This is a genomic window from Kitasatospora sp. NPDC057198, from assembly GCF_042670125.1.
Lineage (GTDB): Bacteria > Actinomycetota > Actinomycetes > Streptomycetales > Streptomycetaceae > Kitasatospora.
Window position 1 is genome coordinate 1 of the sequence record NZ_JBHUWH010000008.1, and the last position, 15,021, is coordinate 15,021.

Annotated in this window: 11 protein-coding genes; 3 read left to right on the forward strand and 8 right to left on the reverse strand. The window is 73.9% G+C overall.

Annotation, left to right across the window (positions count from 1 at the left end; genetic code table 11):
• Window positions 1–174 precede the first annotated feature (174 nt).
• The 3 genes from paaI (at window position 175) to ACFUEL_RS01935 (ending at window position 5,692) form a co-directional block, all read left to right on the forward strand.
• The gene (gene paaI / locus ACFUEL_RS01925; protein WP_380233942.1) at window positions 175–582 is read left to right on the forward strand and encodes a hydroxyphenylacetyl-CoA thioesterase PaaI; all 408 of its coding nucleotides are present in this window, start codon (window positions 175–177) and stop codon (window positions 580–582) included.
• Window positions 583–736: 154 nt separating this feature from the next.
• Window positions 737–4,783 (forward strand): molybdopterin-dependent oxidoreductase, encoded by a 4,047-nt coding sequence (locus ACFUEL_RS01930; protein WP_380233944.1) that lies wholly within the window; start codon window positions 737–739, stop codon window positions 4,781–4,783.
• A 171-nt stretch (window positions 4,784–4,954) separates the two neighbouring features.
• Entirely contained in the window at window positions 4,955–5,692 is a 738-nt protein-coding gene (locus ACFUEL_RS01935; RefSeq protein ID WP_380233945.1) for a ferritin-like domain-containing protein, read from the forward strand.
• Window positions 5,693–5,695: 3 nt separating this feature from the next.
• On the opposite strand, the gene ACFUEL_RS01940 is transcribed toward ACFUEL_RS01935, so the two are convergent.
• Genes ACFUEL_RS01940 through ACFUEL_RS01975 form a run of 8 tightly spaced genes read right to left on the reverse strand, consistent with a single transcriptional unit; the run spans window position 5,696 to window position 15,011 of the window.
• Window positions 5,696–6,187: a DinB family protein gene (locus ACFUEL_RS01940; protein ID WP_380233946.1), complete on the reverse strand. Its 492-nt coding sequence runs from the start codon at window positions 6,185–6,187 to the stop codon at window positions 5,696–5,698.
• Between the two features lie 44 nt (window positions 6,188–6,231).
• On the reverse strand, window positions 6,232–7,494 hold the full coding sequence (locus tag ACFUEL_RS01945; protein ID WP_380233947.1) for a phenylacetate--CoA ligase family protein: 1,263 nt from the start codon (window positions 7,492–7,494) through the stop codon (window positions 6,232–6,234).
• Window positions 7,495–7,510: 16 nt separating this feature from the next.
• Entirely contained in the window at window positions 7,511–8,356 is an 846-nt protein-coding gene (locus ACFUEL_RS01950; protein ID WP_380233948.1) for an SDR family NAD(P)-dependent oxidoreductase, read from the reverse strand.
• Window positions 8,353–9,666, reverse strand: a complete 1,314-nt coding sequence (locus ACFUEL_RS01955) for an MFS transporter (RefSeq protein ID WP_380233949.1) — start codon at window positions 9,664–9,666, stop codon at window positions 8,353–8,355. The genes ACFUEL_RS01950 and ACFUEL_RS01955 overlap by 4 nt, the downstream gene beginning before the upstream one ends.
• A gap of 11 nt (window positions 9,667–9,677) precedes the next feature.
• Window positions 9,678–10,889 carry an AMP-binding protein gene (locus ACFUEL_RS01960; RefSeq protein ID WP_380233950.1) on the reverse strand — a complete coding sequence of 404 codons (1,212 nt, stop codon included), beginning with the start codon at window positions 10,887–10,889 and terminating at the stop codon, window positions 9,678–9,680.
• Window positions 10,886–11,884 carry a RimK family alpha-L-glutamate ligase gene (locus ACFUEL_RS01965; RefSeq protein ID WP_380233951.1) on the reverse strand — a complete coding sequence of 333 codons (999 nt, stop codon included), beginning with the start codon at window positions 11,882–11,884 and terminating at the stop codon, window positions 10,886–10,888. Before ACFUEL_RS01965 ends, ACFUEL_RS01960 begins: the two co-directional genes overlap by 4 nt.
• Entirely contained in the window at window positions 11,881–13,299 is a 1,419-nt protein-coding gene (locus ACFUEL_RS01970; protein ID WP_380233952.1) for a KamA family radical SAM protein, read from the reverse strand. Before ACFUEL_RS01970 ends, ACFUEL_RS01965 begins: the two co-directional genes overlap by 4 nt.
• Window positions 13,299–15,011, reverse strand: coding sequence for a class I adenylate-forming enzyme family protein (locus ACFUEL_RS01975; protein ID WP_380233953.1), 1,713 nt, complete (start codon window positions 15,009–15,011; stop codon window positions 13,299–13,301). Before ACFUEL_RS01975 ends, ACFUEL_RS01970 begins: the two co-directional genes overlap by 1 nt.
• Window positions 15,012–15,021: the final 10 nt, after the last annotated feature.

A 15,021-nucleotide genomic window follows, 5' to 3' on the forward strand; every position in this document is an offset into this window, starting at 1 on the left:
GCCGTGGGCCGGGCCGGAACGGCGGGCGAACGGGACGGGAAGGGGCGGGGAAGGAGCGGGCGGTCGCGGCGCGGTGGCGTTGACAGGCTGTCAGCAGCCTCGGTCTAATGCTGCTTCGCCGAACGCGCAGCTCACCGGGGGGAGCCGGGAATGGGACGTTCCAGGATCGACGCAATGTTCGAACGCGATCGGGCCGCCAGTGGTGCGGGCATCGTGCTCGAGGAGGTGTCCGGAGGCCGCGCGGTGGCGCGGATGAAGGTCACCGAGGAGATGGCCAACGCGCACGGGATCGGGCACGGCGGGTACGTGTTCCTGCTCGCCGACGCCGCGTTCTCGTACGCCTGCAACAGCTACGGGCCGGTCGCGCTGGCCCAGGGCGCGCAGATCGCCTTCCTGGCCCCGGCGCAGCTCGGCGACGAGCTGGTGGCGGAGGCCGTGGAACGCACCATGGCGGGCCGGCAGGGCGTCTACGACGTCACGGTGCGGACGGCGGCGGGCACGGTGGTCGCCGAGTTCCGGGGCCAGAGCGTGCTGGTCGCGGGCGTGCCGCACAGCGCCTCGGGCGTGCCGCACGGCGGCTGAGCCCGGGAACTGCGACGGGGGGACGCCCCTCACCGGGGGTGCCCCCGCGCTGTGCGGGCGGCGTAACCGCCGACCGTCCGCCGCGGAGACAGTCGCGAAATGCGCCCTTCCTACAGTCGCCACAGGCAGGTGCAGGTCGAACGGAAGGGCTCCCGTGGCCGGACAGGTGGCGCAGGACGCAGCGAAGCCGCAGCGACCGGGGACCGAACAGGTCAGGTCGGTCTGCTCCTACTGCGGGGTGGGCTGCGGCCTGCTCCTGGACGTCGGCACCGGCCCGGACGGCCGCCGCACCGTGCGGAAGGTCTCCGGGGACCCGGACCACCCGGCCAACCGCGGCCGGCTGTGCACCAAGGGCGCGACCACCGCCGACATGCTGGCCGCGCCCGGCCGGCTCACCACCGCCCTGGTGCGCCCCGCCCGGGGCGAGGACCCGGTGCCGACGCCGGTCGCCGAGGCGATCGCCGCCACCGGCCGCCGGCTGCGGGCGATCGTGGACGAGCACGGCCCGGACGCCGTCGCGCTGTACGTCTCCGGGCAGATGAGCCTGGAGGCCCAGTACCTGGCCAACAAGCTCGCCAAGGGGTACCTGCGCACCAACCGGATCGAATCGAACTCCCGGCTGTGCATGGCCAGCGCCGGGACGGGCTACAAGCTGTCGCTGGGTGCGGACGGCCCGCCCGGCTCCTACCGGGACCTCGACCTGGCGGACGTGTTCCTGGTGATCGGCTCGAACGCGGCCGACTGCCACCCGATCCTGTTCCTGCGGATGATGGACCGGGTCAAGGCGGGCGCCAAGCTGATCGTCGTCGACCCCCGGCGCACCGCCACCGCCGCCAAGGCCGACCTGTTCCTCCAGCTGAGGCCCGGCACCGACCTGGCGCTGCTGAACGGCCTGCTGCACCTGCTGCACGCGAACGGGCACCTCGACGAGGCGTTCATCGAGCGGCACACCGAGGGCTGGGCGGCGATGCCGGAGTTCCTCGCCGACTACCCGCCGCACAAGGTCGCCGAACTCACCGGCCTGGCCGAGGCCGACATCCGCCGGGCCGCCGAACTCATCGGCGAGGCGGGGGAGTTCACCAGCCTGTGGACGATGGGGCTGAACCAGTCCACCCACGGCACCTGGAACACCAACGCCCTGGTCAACCTGCACCTGGCCACCGGCACCATCTGCCGCCCCGGCAGCGGCCCGTTCTCGCTGACCGGCCAGCCCAACGCGATGGGCGGCCGCGAGATGGGCTACATGGGCCCCGGCCTGCCCGGCCAGCGCTCCGTCCTCGCCCCCGCCGACCGGGAGTTCACCGAGCGGCTGTGGAACCTGCCGCCCGGCACGCTGCGCGCCGACGGCGTCGGCAAGGGCACCGTCGAGATGTTCGAGAAACTGGCCGACGGCGAGATCAAGGCGTGCTGGATCATCTGCACCAACCCGGTCGCCTCGGTCGGCAACCGGCGCACCGTCATAGCCGGCCTGGAGAAGGCCGAACTCGTCATCACCCAGGACGTGTTCACCGACACCGAGACCAACGCCTACGCCGACGTCGTGCTCCCCGCCGCGCTGTGGACCGAGACCGAGGGCGTGCTGATCAACAGCGAACGCAACCTCACGCTGGCCCGCCCCGCCGCCGACGCCCCCGGCGAGGCCCTACCCGACTGGCGGATCATCGCCGAGGTCGCCCGCGCCATGGGCTACCCGGAGGGCTTCGAATTCACCGACGCCGAGCAGGTCTTCGAGGAACTCAAGCAGGCGTACAACCCCGCCACCGGCTGGGACCTGCGCGGCGCCTCCTACCCCCGGCTGCGCGACACCCCCGTGCAGTGGCCCGCCGCCGACCCGGACGGCCCCGACCGCAACCCGATCCGCTACCTGCTGCCCGACGGCACCCCGCACTTCCCCACCCCCAGCGGCCGGGCCGCCTTCCACCCCCGACCGCACCTCGACCCGGCCGAACTCCCGGACGACGACTACCCGTTCGTGCTGAACACCGGCCGCCTCCCGCACCAGTGGCACACCCTCACCAAGACCGCCAAGGTCGCCAAGCTGGCCAAGCTGGACCCGTTGCCGTTCGTCGAGATCCACCCCGAGGACGCCGCCGCGCTCGGCGTCGGCGAGGGCGAGAGCGTCGAGGTCTCCTCCCGGCGCGGCTGGGCCGTGCTGCCCGCCAAGGTCACCGACCGGGTGCAGAAGGGGAGTTGCTTCGCGCCGTTCCACTGGAACGACCTGTTCGGCGAGTACCTGTCGGTCAACGCCGTCACCTCCGACGCCGTCGACCCGCTCTCCTTCCAACCCGAACTCAAGTACTGCGCCGTCTCGTTGACCAAGGTACCGACGCCCTCGCCGGTGCCCACCGCGGCCGCCACCCCCACCACCGCCTCGGTGTTCGGGCTGGACACCGCGCCCCCGCCGGTCCTCTCCGAGGGCGAACGCCGGTACCTGGCCGGGTTCCTGGCCGCCATCCCGACCGGCCTGCCCGGCGTGCCCGTGCTCCCCGCCGACGCCCCGTTCGACCCCGGGCACGCCCAGTGGGTCAACGGCGCCCTGGCCGGCCTCTACTCGCGCGCCACCGAGCCCGCCCCGGCCGCCGCCGGCCCCACCCGCCAACTCCTGGTCCTGTGGGCCTCGCAGACCGGCACCGCCGAGGAGTACGCCGCCGCCGCCGTCGCCCGGCTCACCGCCGGCGGCCACCCCGCCGCCCTGCGCGCGATGGCCGACACCGACCCGGCCGCCCTCCCCGGTGACGCCGACCTGCTGCTGATCACCTCCACCTACGGCGACGGCGACGCCCCCGACAACGGCGCCGGCTTCTGGGACGCCCTCAGCGCCGACGGCACCACCCGCCTCGACGGCCGCCGCTACGCCGTCCTCGCCTTCGGCGACTCCCACTACCAGGACTTCTGCGGCCACGGCCGCCGGCTCGACACCCGGCTCGCCGAACTCGGCGCCCACCGCCTCGCCCCCCGCGCCGACTGCGAACCCGACTACGAGAACACCGCCGACAGCTGGCTGGACGGCGTCCTGGCCGCCCTCGGCCGGCCCGGCACGCCCCCGCCGCCCCCGGCCGCCGCCCCCGCCACCAGCGCGCGCCGCGCCACCACCCCGGCCCGGCTGGTCGGCAACCGGCTGCTCTCCGGTCCCGGTTCGGGCAAGGAGGTGCGCCGCTTCACCTTCGACACCGGCGACCTCGGCCTCCCGCTCGACTACGCCGTCGGCGACGCGCTCGCCGTCCACCCCGTCAACTCGCCCGCCCTGGTGGACGAATGGCTCGCCGTCACCGGCCTGCCCGGCGACAGCGCCGTCACCCTCCCCGGCCCCGGCGAACTGCCGCTGCGCGAAGCCCTCGCCCACCACCTCGACATCACCAGGGTCAGCCCCAAACTGCTCCGCTTCACCGCCGAACGCACCCGCGACGAACGCGAGCTGCGCGCCCTGCTGCGCGCCGACAACACCGACGCGCTGGCCCGCTGGACGTGGGGCCGCCAAGCCGTCGACGTGGCCGCCGAGTTCGGCGTCCGCGCCGGCGCCCAGGACTGGGCCGACGTGTTCGGCAAGCTCCAGCCCCGCCAGTACTCGATCTGCTCCAGCCCGCTCACCGACCCGCGGCTGGTCTCGCTCACCGTCTCCGTGGTCCGCTGGGACAGCCTCAAGGGCCAGCCGCGCGGCGGTGTCTGCTCCACCCACCTCGCCGACGCCGACCCCGGCGCCGCCGTCCCCGTCCACCTCCAGCGCTCCCCGCACTTCCGCCCGCCCGCCGACCCCGCCACCCCCATGATCATGGTCGGCCCCGGCACCGGCGTCGCCCCCTTCCTCGGCTTCCTGGAGGACCGCCGCGCCCGCGGCCACCGCGCCCCCAACTGGCTGTTCTTCGGCGAGCAGCACCGGGCCACCGACTTCTACTACCGGGAGGAACTCACCGCCCACCTCGCCGACGGCACCCTCACCCGCCTCGACACCGCCTTCTCCCGCGACCAGCGCGCCAAGGTCTACGTCCAGGACCGGATGCGCGAACACGGCCACCACCTGTGGTCCTGGCTCCAGGACGGCGCCCACTTCTACGTCTGCGGCGACGCCTCCCGGATGGCCAAGGACGTCGACCGCGCCCTGCACGACATCGCCACCGCCCACGGCAACCTCACCCCCGAGGACGCCGCCGCCTACGTCAAGTCCCTGGCCGCCGAGAAGCGCTACGTCCGCGACGTGTACTGACCGGGGCCGGCAGGTCCTGTTTGAACGTGTTCAGCCCCGGCTATTTGAACGCGTTCAGTGGTGCGGTAGCGTACCGGTCGGGCGCCACCGGACCGTGGCGTTCCTCCTGGTACGCCCGCACGCCGTCGGTGCGGCGGGCGCGGCACCACGTACGAGAGCGGGGGCGGAGCCATGCCCGGAAGCGGATTCGAGCAGTGGGTGGCGGAGTTCGAGGCGGAGAAGGCGCGCCGGGAGTGGATCGCCGACCCGGAGTGGGCGCGCGGGGTCGAGCTGCCCGCGGTGGTGGCGCGCAGCCTGCAGAAGTTCCAGGTGGGGGAGGACGGGGACGGCGCCAACCTGCGGGCCAAGGCCGACCTGGCGGGGGACGCGGCGTACGCGGCGGCGGTGCGGCTGTTCGTCGACGAGGAGCGCAACCACGCGCGGCTGCTCGCCGAACTGCTGGGCGCGGCCGGCGTCCCGCTGCTGGACGGGCACTGGAGTGACGGGGTGTTCGTCCGGGTACGCCGACTGCTGGGTCTGCGCACCGAGTTGATGGTGCTGATGGTCGCCGAGCTGGTCGCCGTCGAGTACTACCGCAGCCTGCGCGACGGCCTCGCGGACCCGCTGGCCCGCGAGGTCACCGACCGGATCCTGCGCGACGAGCGGCGCCACATCCCGTTCCACGTCCGGCGGTTGCGCCAGTCCTTCGCGGAACTCGCGCCCGCCGCCCGCCCGTTCGCCCACCTGTCCTGGCTGCTGCTGGCCCTCGCTGGCGCCCTGTTCGTCGCCGTCGACCACGGCCCCGCCCTGCACGCCGTCCGCACCTCCCGGGGCCGCTTCCTGCTGGCCGTCACCCGCCACGCCTGGACGGTCGGCACGCGGATGGCGCCCCGCGGCGGGCGGACGGCGGCGGAGCCGCTCCCCGAGTAGGGCCTACTCCCCGGTGGTGCCGTCGAGGCGTTCGCGCAGCAGGTCGGCGTGGCCGTTGTGGCGGGCGTACTCCTCGATCAGGTGGGTGACGACGTAGCGGAGGGTGAAGACCTCCTCGCGCCAGTGGATCGGGGTGTCGAGGGAGGCGGCGTCGTTGACGGTGGCGCGGGAGCGGGCGGACTCCTCGTGCCAGATCCGGAAGGCTTCGTCGGGGTCGGCGGCGTCCACCTCGAAGGCGGCGTCGCCGGGCCAGTGCGCGGGGGCGTCGTCGCCGTTGACGACGTTGCGGAACCAGCTGCGCTCGACCTCGGCGAGGTGGCGGACCAGGCCGAGCAGCGAGAGCTCGGAGGGCGGCACGGCGCGCTCCCGGAGCTGTTCGGCGCTCAGGCCGGCGCACTTCATCGCCAGCGTCTCGCGCTGGTACTGGAGGAACTCGGTCAGGGAGGCCCGGTCGTCGGCCACCCGGGAGGGCTCGGTGCGCTGAAGGTCGCTCATCGGACCATCATGCCAACCCGGGGGGCCGTACGGCACGGCCCGGGTCAGTGCGCGGGCCGCTCGTCGACGACCTGGCGGAGCTTGCCGGTGCGCGGATTGGTGAGCAGCTCCGAGCGCGGCACCCACTCCACCCGCAGCGGGTGGATCGCCCCGATCGCGCTCTCGTCGGCGTAGGTGGGCCGGGCGGTGAGGACGGCGCGGCGCAGCGTCTCGGTGAGTTCGGCGGGCGGCGCGGCGTCGCCGGTGTGGCCGAGGCGGATGATCAGGCCGTCGCGGTTCTCCCAGCGGCGCTGGACGAGTTGCATGCCGGTGATGTGGTGCCCGGGGTCGTGGGCGAGCAGCACGTCGCGGACGTCCTCGGTGGGCATGCTGACGATGCCGACCCGGGCGCCCTCGGAGGAGCGGCCGAGCAGCCGGAAGGTGGTGCAGGTCCCGTCGGTCCACTCGGCGCGGTCGCCCGCCGGGTAGCGCAGGATCGGCACCAGGGTGCGGAACAGGTTGGTGACCACCACCCGGCCCGGGACGCCGGGTTCGGTGATCGGCTCGCCGGTGGCGTCGTCGACCAGCTCGACCACCGTCCGGTTCGGGAAGGCCCGGTGGACCCGCAGGTCGTCCCCGGCGGGCACCGGCCCGGCGACCAGCCCGGCGTCCACCGAGGCGTAGCCGATCGAGGACAGCGCCGCGTTCGGGAAGGCCGAACGCAGCAGCGGGCGCAGGTCGTTGAACAGGATGTCGCCGCCGAACAGGATCAACTCGACCTGCGGGGCGGGCCGTTCCTGCTTGAGCAGCGTCTCGGCGACGGCGGACAGCTTCATCGGCTCGCCCGCCAGCACGTCCACGCCGAAGGAGTGCACCAGGTCGGCGACGTACTCGTCGGGCGCGGTGGCCACCGGCAGCCGGACGTTGTCGATCGGCGCGTGGTGCAGGGCGCCCTCGATGAACAGGAAGCCGCTGTAGAACTCGCCCGCCCGGAACAGGTTGGCGACCTTCTGCCCCGGCTTCAGCCCGGCGTCGACCAGCCCGGCGCCGAACGCGCTGACCGAGTCGACGTGTTCGGAGCGCGTCCACGGCGAGAACTTGGGCGCGCCGGTGGTGCCACCGGACTTGTAGACCGCGGCGTCGGTCAGCGGGCCGGTCAGCAGCCGGTTGTCCGGCCAGCGGTTGGCCGACCAGAACGCGACGTGGTCGATGACGGGCAGCTGGGTCAGCGAGGTGACGGTGGCGGGCACGTCGCGGTACAGCTCGGCGTAGAACGGCGAGCGGCGCCGGGCGTGGTCGACCAGGGCCTGAAGCGGCAGAGCGGGCAAGGGAGTTGCTCCTCGGTCAGGGGGTTTCTACGGGGGTGTGGCCGATCCAGTCGCGGGCGAGCCGCTGCACGGCGCCGCCGTCGCGGTCGGCGAGCTTGGCGTCCAGGTAGGCCGCGGCCCACGGCCCGGTGGGGATCCGGAACGGCGGCCGCTCCTCGGCGAGCGTGCGCAGCACCGCCTCGGCGACCTCCGCGGCGGGCTGCCCGGCACCCGCCCAGTGCGCGCCGATCCGGTCCCCGTACGCGGCGAAGGTCTCCGCGTACGGGCCCGAAGCGGCCTGCACGGTACGGCGGTCGACGTCCGGGAAGATGCCGAACCGGGTGTCCGGGACGTAGCCCGGCACCAGCACCGAGACCCGGACGCCGTGCGCGGCGGCGACCGGGGCGAGCGCTTCCATGAAGCCCTCGACGGCGAACTTGGCCGCGCAGTAGGCCTCGTTGAAGGGCTGCCCGATCACGCCGTGCACGCTGCCGATGGTCAGCAGCCGGCCGCCGGAGGCCCGCAGCAGCGGCATCGCGGCGCGCGAGACGGCGACGGTGCCGAAGAAGTTGACCTCCAGGTTGTCCCGCAGCGCCTTCGCGGTGGACATCTCCAGCGTCGGATCGGAGTTGGAGACCCCGGCGTTGTTGACCAGCGCGTCGAGCCGGTCGATCCCGGCGAAGCACTCCGCGACCGATCCTTCGTCGGTGACGTCCAGCCGCCGCACCTCGACCCCGGGCGCAGCCTCCCGCAACGCCCCGGCCCGCCCCGGATCACGGACGGTGGCGACCACCTCCCAGCCGGCCCGGCTCGCCGCGGCCGCGACGGCCAACCCGATCCCGGAGGAGCACCCGGTGACCAGCAGTCTCTGATGCTCCGTCACTTCGCGGCCTCCGCGGGCTGGTTGGCGCTGTCGACGAGTCCGGCCGGGTCGGGGACGAGGTCGACGGCCTTCGGTAGGTCGGCGTCCATCCGGGGCTGTACGCCGAGGGCGGGGAGGAAGGAGCAGGCGGCCAGCAGGGTGCCGCCGACCATGGTCCAGCGGGCCGCGTTCAGGATGCCGAGCGGGCCGGTGAGCAGCGAGACGGCCAGGCCGCCGGCCAGGGCGGCGAGCGGGATCACGCCCCAGGTGGCGGTGCGGAAGGCGGCGTGCATGACGCCCTGGTGCCGGGCCGACATCCGGGACTGCCGGGCGGGGGCCGAGCAGACGTTGATGCAGGACATGAAGAAGCCGTAGGCGCCCATGGTGACGGCGATGACCGGCCCGGCGGGCAGCGCGGGCGCGGCCAGGACGCCCAGGCCGACCAGGCAGTGCAGCAGCAGCGCCCAGGCCAGGGTCCGTCCGATGCCGAGGCGTTCGCCGATCCGCGGGGCGGCCAGCGCGCCCAGCAGCGCGCCGACCGCGCCCGCGGACATCGCGGCGCCGTACACGCCGACGCTGACGCCCAGGCCGCGGTAGGCGAGCACCGGCAGGACGGTGACGAACACCGGGCCGCCGGAGTTGAGGGTGACGGCGGCCAGCACGACCCGGCGCAGCACCGGGTCCTGCCAGTTGAGCCGGAAGCCGAGGGTGAGGCGCTGCCACACGGTGCCCCGGGCGACGGTGGGCTGCCCCCAGGGCGGCATCCAGCGGAAGCAGACCGCCGAGACCAGGTAGCTGGCGGCGTCGACCAGCAGCGAGGCCGCGCCGAGCGCCCCGTACAGGGCGGCGGCGATCGACGGGCCGGAGACCTCGGCGACCGAGCCGCTGCCCTCCAGCCGGGAGTAGGCGCGCACCAGGTGCGGCTGCTCGACGACGGCCGGGACGGCGACCAGGTAGCCGACGTTGAAGAAGATGGTGGCGCCGGAGACCGCGGCGACGCAGCAGAACAGCAGCGGCGTGGAGAGCAGGTCGAGCCAGTACGCGAGCGGGATCACCGCGACCGCCGCCAGCCGGATCAGGTCGCAGGCGATCAGGGTGCGCCGCTTGTCCCAGCGGTCGACCAGGACGCCCGCCACCGGGCCGAGCAGCGGGATGCCCAGGTACTGGGCCATCGCGACGACGCCGACCTGGAGCGCCGAGGCGTGCAGCACGAAGATCATCAGGGTAGGGACGACGAACACCGTCACCCGGTCGCCGATGTTGGAGACCGACTTGCCGAGCCAGAACAGGTTGAAGCCCTGCCCCAGCTGTTCGGGCCTGCGCAGTTTCACGAGTCCTCGTTTCACGGTTCCTCCCGGACCACGAAACCCGCGGTCTTCCCGGTGCGCTCGTTGCCGACCAGCGCGTCCACCACCCGCACCCGCACGTGCTCCGGGTCGTGGACGAAGGCGGTGCTCAAGGTGAAGGTGCCGGCGAGCAGTTCGCGCCGCAGCGGCTCCGGATCGGGCAGCTCGCCGAGCACCAGGACGTCCACCCCCTGCGCCCGGCCGCCCCGTTCGGTGATCAGCACCTGGGCCCGGAGGACGCCCGGTTCGCGTTCGACCCGGGCCAGCAGCTCGTCCACGTGCAGGCCCAGGCCGCGGACCTGCACCACGCTGTCGCGGCGGCCCAGCACCCGCATCGCCGGGCCCGGCCGGCCGCACGGGCAGGGCGCCAACTCGCCCGCGTCGCCGGTGCGGTAGCGCAGCACCGGGTTGAGCATGGCCGGGTCGAGCGAGGTGAAGTCCAGCAGCCCGCCGTCGCCGACGTGCACCAGCTGGTGCGGGAACGGGTGGAAGGTGTCGGCCGGGCAGTCGGGGGAGTTGGAGCCCACCACCCAGGTCTCGGTGGAGCCGAACATGCCGTGCCGGCGGGCCTTCGGCGCGACGGCCGCCAGGTCCTCCTCCAGCTGCGGCTGCCATGCCTCACCCAGCCACAACACCTTGCGCAGCGACGGGAGTTCGATCCCGGCGGCGCGGGCGTGCGCGAACCACAGCCGCAGCACGCTCGGGGTGCCGCCGATCGCGGTGACCTTCCGGGCGGCCAGGAAGCCCAGCCACTGCGGGTACTCCTCGGCCGCCACCGAGCCGAGCGCGATCACCCGGCAGCCGGACAGGTCGGCCAGGCCCGCCGCCAGGAAGTGCGCGCCCCACATCCGGCCCGCGCCCCAGGCGTTGACGAACACGTCCTCCCGGTCCAGCGGCTGCCAGTGCTCGAACACCTTCGCCATGTAGAACCCGGTCGGCGCGTAGCCGACCTTCGGCGCGCCGGTCGAACCGCCGCTCTGGAACAGCCAGGTCGCGCCGTGCTCGGCGGCCGGCTCCAGGTGCGCCAGCGCGGTGTTCAGGTCGTCCTTGGCCAGCGGCGGCAGCGCGGCCAGCTCCGCCAGCGTGGACGGCGGCGCCGCGGCCGCGTACCGTTCGGCGAACTCCGGTACGCCGCGCAGCAGTTCGAGCGTCCGGCGGGCCACCGCCAGCCCGTCCGCCGCCTGCTCCTCGGTCAGTGAGAAGGTCATCGCCGCACGCCCCCGTCCGCGACGAAGGCCGCGTGCGCCTCCCGGTAGGCGGTGAACCGGGCCCGGGTGACCGCGCGCTGCACCGGCCGGCCGGGGTCCTCCAGGTCGGGGGCGATCACCCCGTCCGGCTCCAGCTCGGAGAACCAGAACCGCTCGCCGTCGTGCAGGAAGTCCACGCAGAAGAACGGGATCGGCAGCTTCTTGGCGAAGTAGGCGGTGGCGTCGGCCAGTTCGGGCGGAACGGGACAGAACTCCATCGACCCGCCGCGGCTGGCGTTGGCCACCGGCGACCCCGCCTCCGGGGTGCGCCGCAGCGCCGCGTACGGCTGCCCGTCGACCACGTACACCCGGTAGTCGACCGTGCCGTCCCCCAGGTACGGCTGCGCCACCAACACGGTGTCGCCGCCCTGCGCCAGGCTGGCCAGGCCGCGCACGTCCTCCCGGGAGCGGGCCAGGCAGATCCCGCCGCCGCCGCACCAGCCGGACGGCTTCACGATCGCCGGGAAGGTCAGGCCGTCCAGCGCCGCCTCGTACTGGTGCTTGGAGACGTCCCGCCCGGAGCCGATCCGCACCGACGGGACGGGCGGCACCGGCGAGTCCGCCAGGAACAGCACCGTCGCCAGCTTGTCGTTGCCCAGCAGCGACACCTGGGCCGGGAACGGCAGGTAGAACCCGGCCTGCTCCAGCACGGTGCACAGCGCCAGCTGGTTGAACACGTCCATCGACTGGTACGGCAGCGAGTACAGCGCCGTGATGAACAGGGTGTCCCCGGGCGTCACCCGCTCGCCGTCCACGTACACCCGCGGCCGGGCCGGATCGGTGCCGTCCACCGTCACCGCCTCCGGGGCGTGCATCGTCCACGCCAGGCCCAGCTCGGCGGCGATCTCCGCGTACACGTCCCAGAAGTAGTGCTTCCACATCGCACCGGAACGGCTCGACTCCCGGTCCGGGAAGATCCAGCACATCCGGCGCAGCGGCGCCCGCTGCTCGCTCATTCGCCCTCCTCCAGCTCGCTCACGTCGAAGTCCCGCCCCGCGGCGGCCCGTTCGGCCCACCAGGCCCGCCCCTCCGGCGGCAGGGTGTCCACCGGGTCCGCGTACGGGTACCGGCGGGCCAGCCCGTCCGGGCCGAACGGCGGCTCGCCGCCGCGCAGTTCGAGCCCGGTGCGGTAGTTCTTGGTCCACCACGAGATGCCGCGGACCTCGTCGTAGCCGACCGCCTGGTGCACCCAGCGCTTGCCGACGTGCGGCACGTCCGCGACCAGCCGGGGCGTGGCGTAGCCCGGCAGGTAGCCGAGGATCGCCTCCTGCAGCCGCTGCGCCGCCGCCAGCGGCAGCCGCCAGTGCTCGGCGTTCGGGACGACGTCGCACAGGTAGAAGTAGTACGGCAGGACGTTCGCCTCGCCCTGGAGCGCGAAGCACAGGTCGAGCAGCGCCGCCGGGGAGTCGTTGACGCCGCGCATCAGTACGCCCTGGTTGCGCACGTCCCGCACGCCCGCGTCCAGCAGGGACCGGGCCGCCTCGGCGACCAGCGGGGTGACGGACGCCGCGTGGTTGGCGTGGGTGTGCACCGCCAGGTTGACCGAGCGCCGGGCCGCCAGCCGGGCCACCCGCTCCACCCCGGCCAGCACCTTCGGCTGCAACCAGTGCTGCGGCAGGCCGACCACCGCCTTGCTGGCCAGCCGGACGTCCCGCACCGAGCCCAGCTCCAGCAGCCGCAGCAGGAACGACTCCAGCCGCGGCCACGGCACGTTCGCCAGGTCGCCGCCGGAGACCACCACGTCCCGCACCGACGGGGTGCGCTTGAGGTAGTCGAGCATCTGCTCCTCGCGGTCCGCCGGACGCAGCACCAGCCGGGTCTTGGCCACCTGCGGGGTGGAGCGGCCCACCAGGTCCATCCGGGTGCAGTGCCCGCAGTACTGCGGGCAGGTGGCCAGCAGTTCGGCCAGCACCTTGGTCGGGTAGCGGTGGGTCAGCCCCTCCACCACCCACATCTGCGCCTCGTGCAGCGAGTCCCGGGCCGCCAGCGGATGGCTCGGCCAGGACGCGAGCCGGTCCGCGCGCACCGGCAGCATGTAGCGGCGCACCGGATCGGCCAGGAACGCCTCGGTGAACGCGGCCGGCGCCAACTCGGCGCCCGCCGCCATGGTGTTCAGCATCTGCGGCGGCACCAGCACCGACATGGTCGCGAACTCCCGCTGGTCGGCCGCGAGTTCGTCGTAGAACCGGTCGGTCAGCAGCGGCCCGAACACCTGCCGCAGCTGCCGCTCGCCCTGCACGCAGTGCGCCCGCTGCCACTGGGCGTCCCGCCACTGCGCGGCCGTCACCTCCCGCCAGCCCGGCAGCCGCCGCCAGTCCGGTTCCACCAGCGGCCGCCGCACGTACTGGTACGGCTGCGCCTGCCGCTCCATCAGGCGGCCGATCCGGCCAGCAGGCCGGCGTGCCGGGCGCGCAGCTCCCGCTTGAGCACCTTGCCGGTCGGGCCGAGCGGGAAGTCCCCGTCCGTGCGGGCCACCCGCAGCGCGGCCAGCTCGGCCAGCCCGGCCCGGGACAGTTCGGCGTTGGCCGCCTTCAACAAGCCTTCCTCGTCCACGACTTCCGCCCCCTCCTGGAGCTGGACGACGGCGACCGGCCGCTGCCCGCCGCCGGGGTGCGGCACGCCCACCACCGAGCAGTCGCGCACCAGTCCGGCGCAGTCGGCGAGCAGCACCTCCTCCAGCGGCAGGCTGTACACCGGCCCGTCCAGGGTGTCGATCACGTCCACCGTCCGGTCCAGGTGGAAGAACCGGCCCTCGGCGTCCCGGTAGGCCACGTCCCCGGTCAGCCAGTACCCGGACAGCCGGAAGCTCGCCGTCAGCCGCTCGTCGTTCCAGTACCCGGGGGTGATCGAGGGCGCCCGCACCGCCAGCAACCCCGGTGTGCCGTCCGGGAGTTCGTTGCCCTCGTCGTCCAGCACGGCGGCGTGCTCCACCACCTCGGACGGCTTCCCCACGCAGCGGTCGGCGCGCTCCGTCTCCGGCGAGGTGACCTGGCCGAACAGTGCCATGCCCATCTCGGAGGAACCCAGCCCGTCCACGAACTGCGAGCCGGGCAGCGCCGGTTGCTCGGCCTTCTCCTGTGGCAGCAGCCACGGTCTGATCAACCCGGCCGGACGCTCGCCCAGTCGCACCAGCCGCCGGACGTGCCCGTAGTGCGCGCTGTCGCCGGTGTTGAACCAGGAGTGCACCTTGGCCGCGCCCTTCACCGGCAGCTCGCCGGTCGCCAACTCGACGAAGGTGCGCGGGAAGGAGGCCACCATGGTCGGCCGGAACGCCTCCATCACCGGCTCCACCACCGCGCGCCGCCAGCCGGCCATCACCACCGTCGGCAGGCCCAGCAGCGTCGCGGTCAGGAAGTAGCTCAAGCCGCCCGCGTGGGTGTGCGGCATCAGCGACATCAGCCGGTCGGACGGCTCGGCCGGAAAGCGGGTCATCCGCGGCTGCTTGCCCTCCCAGAACTGCCGGTGCGCCAGGACCGTCGACTTCGGCGTGCCCGTCGTCCCCGAGGAGTGGATCAGCGCCACCACGTCCTCGGCCGCGTGCTCGTACGGGTACCGCTCCGGCAGCGGCGCCGCGGCCGCGTCGAAGGACTGCACCTCGGCGGTCAGCGCCAGGAACCGCGGCCGGCGCCGCGGGTCCTGCCGGTACGCCGCGGCCAGCCGGGTGGTGTCGTCCGCGACCACCCCCACCACACCGACCCGGTCCAGGTAGCGCACCATCACGTCCGGCCGCATCGCGTCGTTGACCAGCGCCGGGACGGCCCCCAGCGCGGTCAGCGCGAAGAAGTGCAGCAGCGGCTCCAGCCCCTCCGCCACCACCACGCCCACCGGCTCGCCCGGCCGCACCCCCACCGCGTGGTACCAGGCCGCGTACCGGTCGCGCAGCGCCACCAGGTCCAGCAGGCTGTGCCCGACCAGCACCACCTGCCCGCGGTGGTCCAGCCGGTGGTCGAAGGCGTACGGCACCGCCCGGTTCGGGTTCGCCGCGGCCGCCCGGTCGAGGAAGTTGCCCGCACCGAGGGTCGGATCGCTCGCGAACCGCTCCCGGACGGGCAGCGGGGCGAGAGGGGTGGTCTGGTCGCTCATGGCGCCCTCC

Bases quoted from the DNA above. Each gene is read 5' to 3' on its own strand.
- ACFUEL_RS01965 (WP_380233951.1), bottom strand. From the start codon at position 11,884: ATGAGCGAGCAGCGGGCGCCGCTGCGCCGGATGTGCTGGATCTTCCCG.
- ACFUEL_RS01960 (WP_380233950.1), bottom strand. From the start codon at position 10,889: ATGACCTTCTCACTGACCGAGGAGCAGGCGGCGGACGGGCTGGCGGTG.
- ACFUEL_RS01970 (WP_380233952.1), bottom strand. From the start codon at position 13,299: ATGGAGCGGCAGGCGCAGCCGTACCAGTACGTGCGGCGGCCGCTGGTG.
- paaI (WP_380233942.1), top strand. From the start codon at position 175: ATGTTCGAACGCGATCGGGCCGCCAGTGGTGCGGGCATCGTGCTCGAG.
- ACFUEL_RS01975 (WP_380233953.1), bottom strand. From the start codon at position 15,011: ATGAGCGACCAGACCACCCCTCTCGCCCCGCTGCCCGTCCGGGAGCGG.
- ACFUEL_RS01935 (WP_380233945.1), top strand. From the start codon at position 4,955: ATGCCCGGAAGCGGATTCGAGCAGTGGGTGGCGGAGTTCGAGGCGGAG.
- ACFUEL_RS01940 (WP_380233946.1), bottom strand. From the start codon at position 6,187: ATGAGCGACCTTCAGCGCACCGAGCCCTCCCGGGTGGCCGACGACCGG.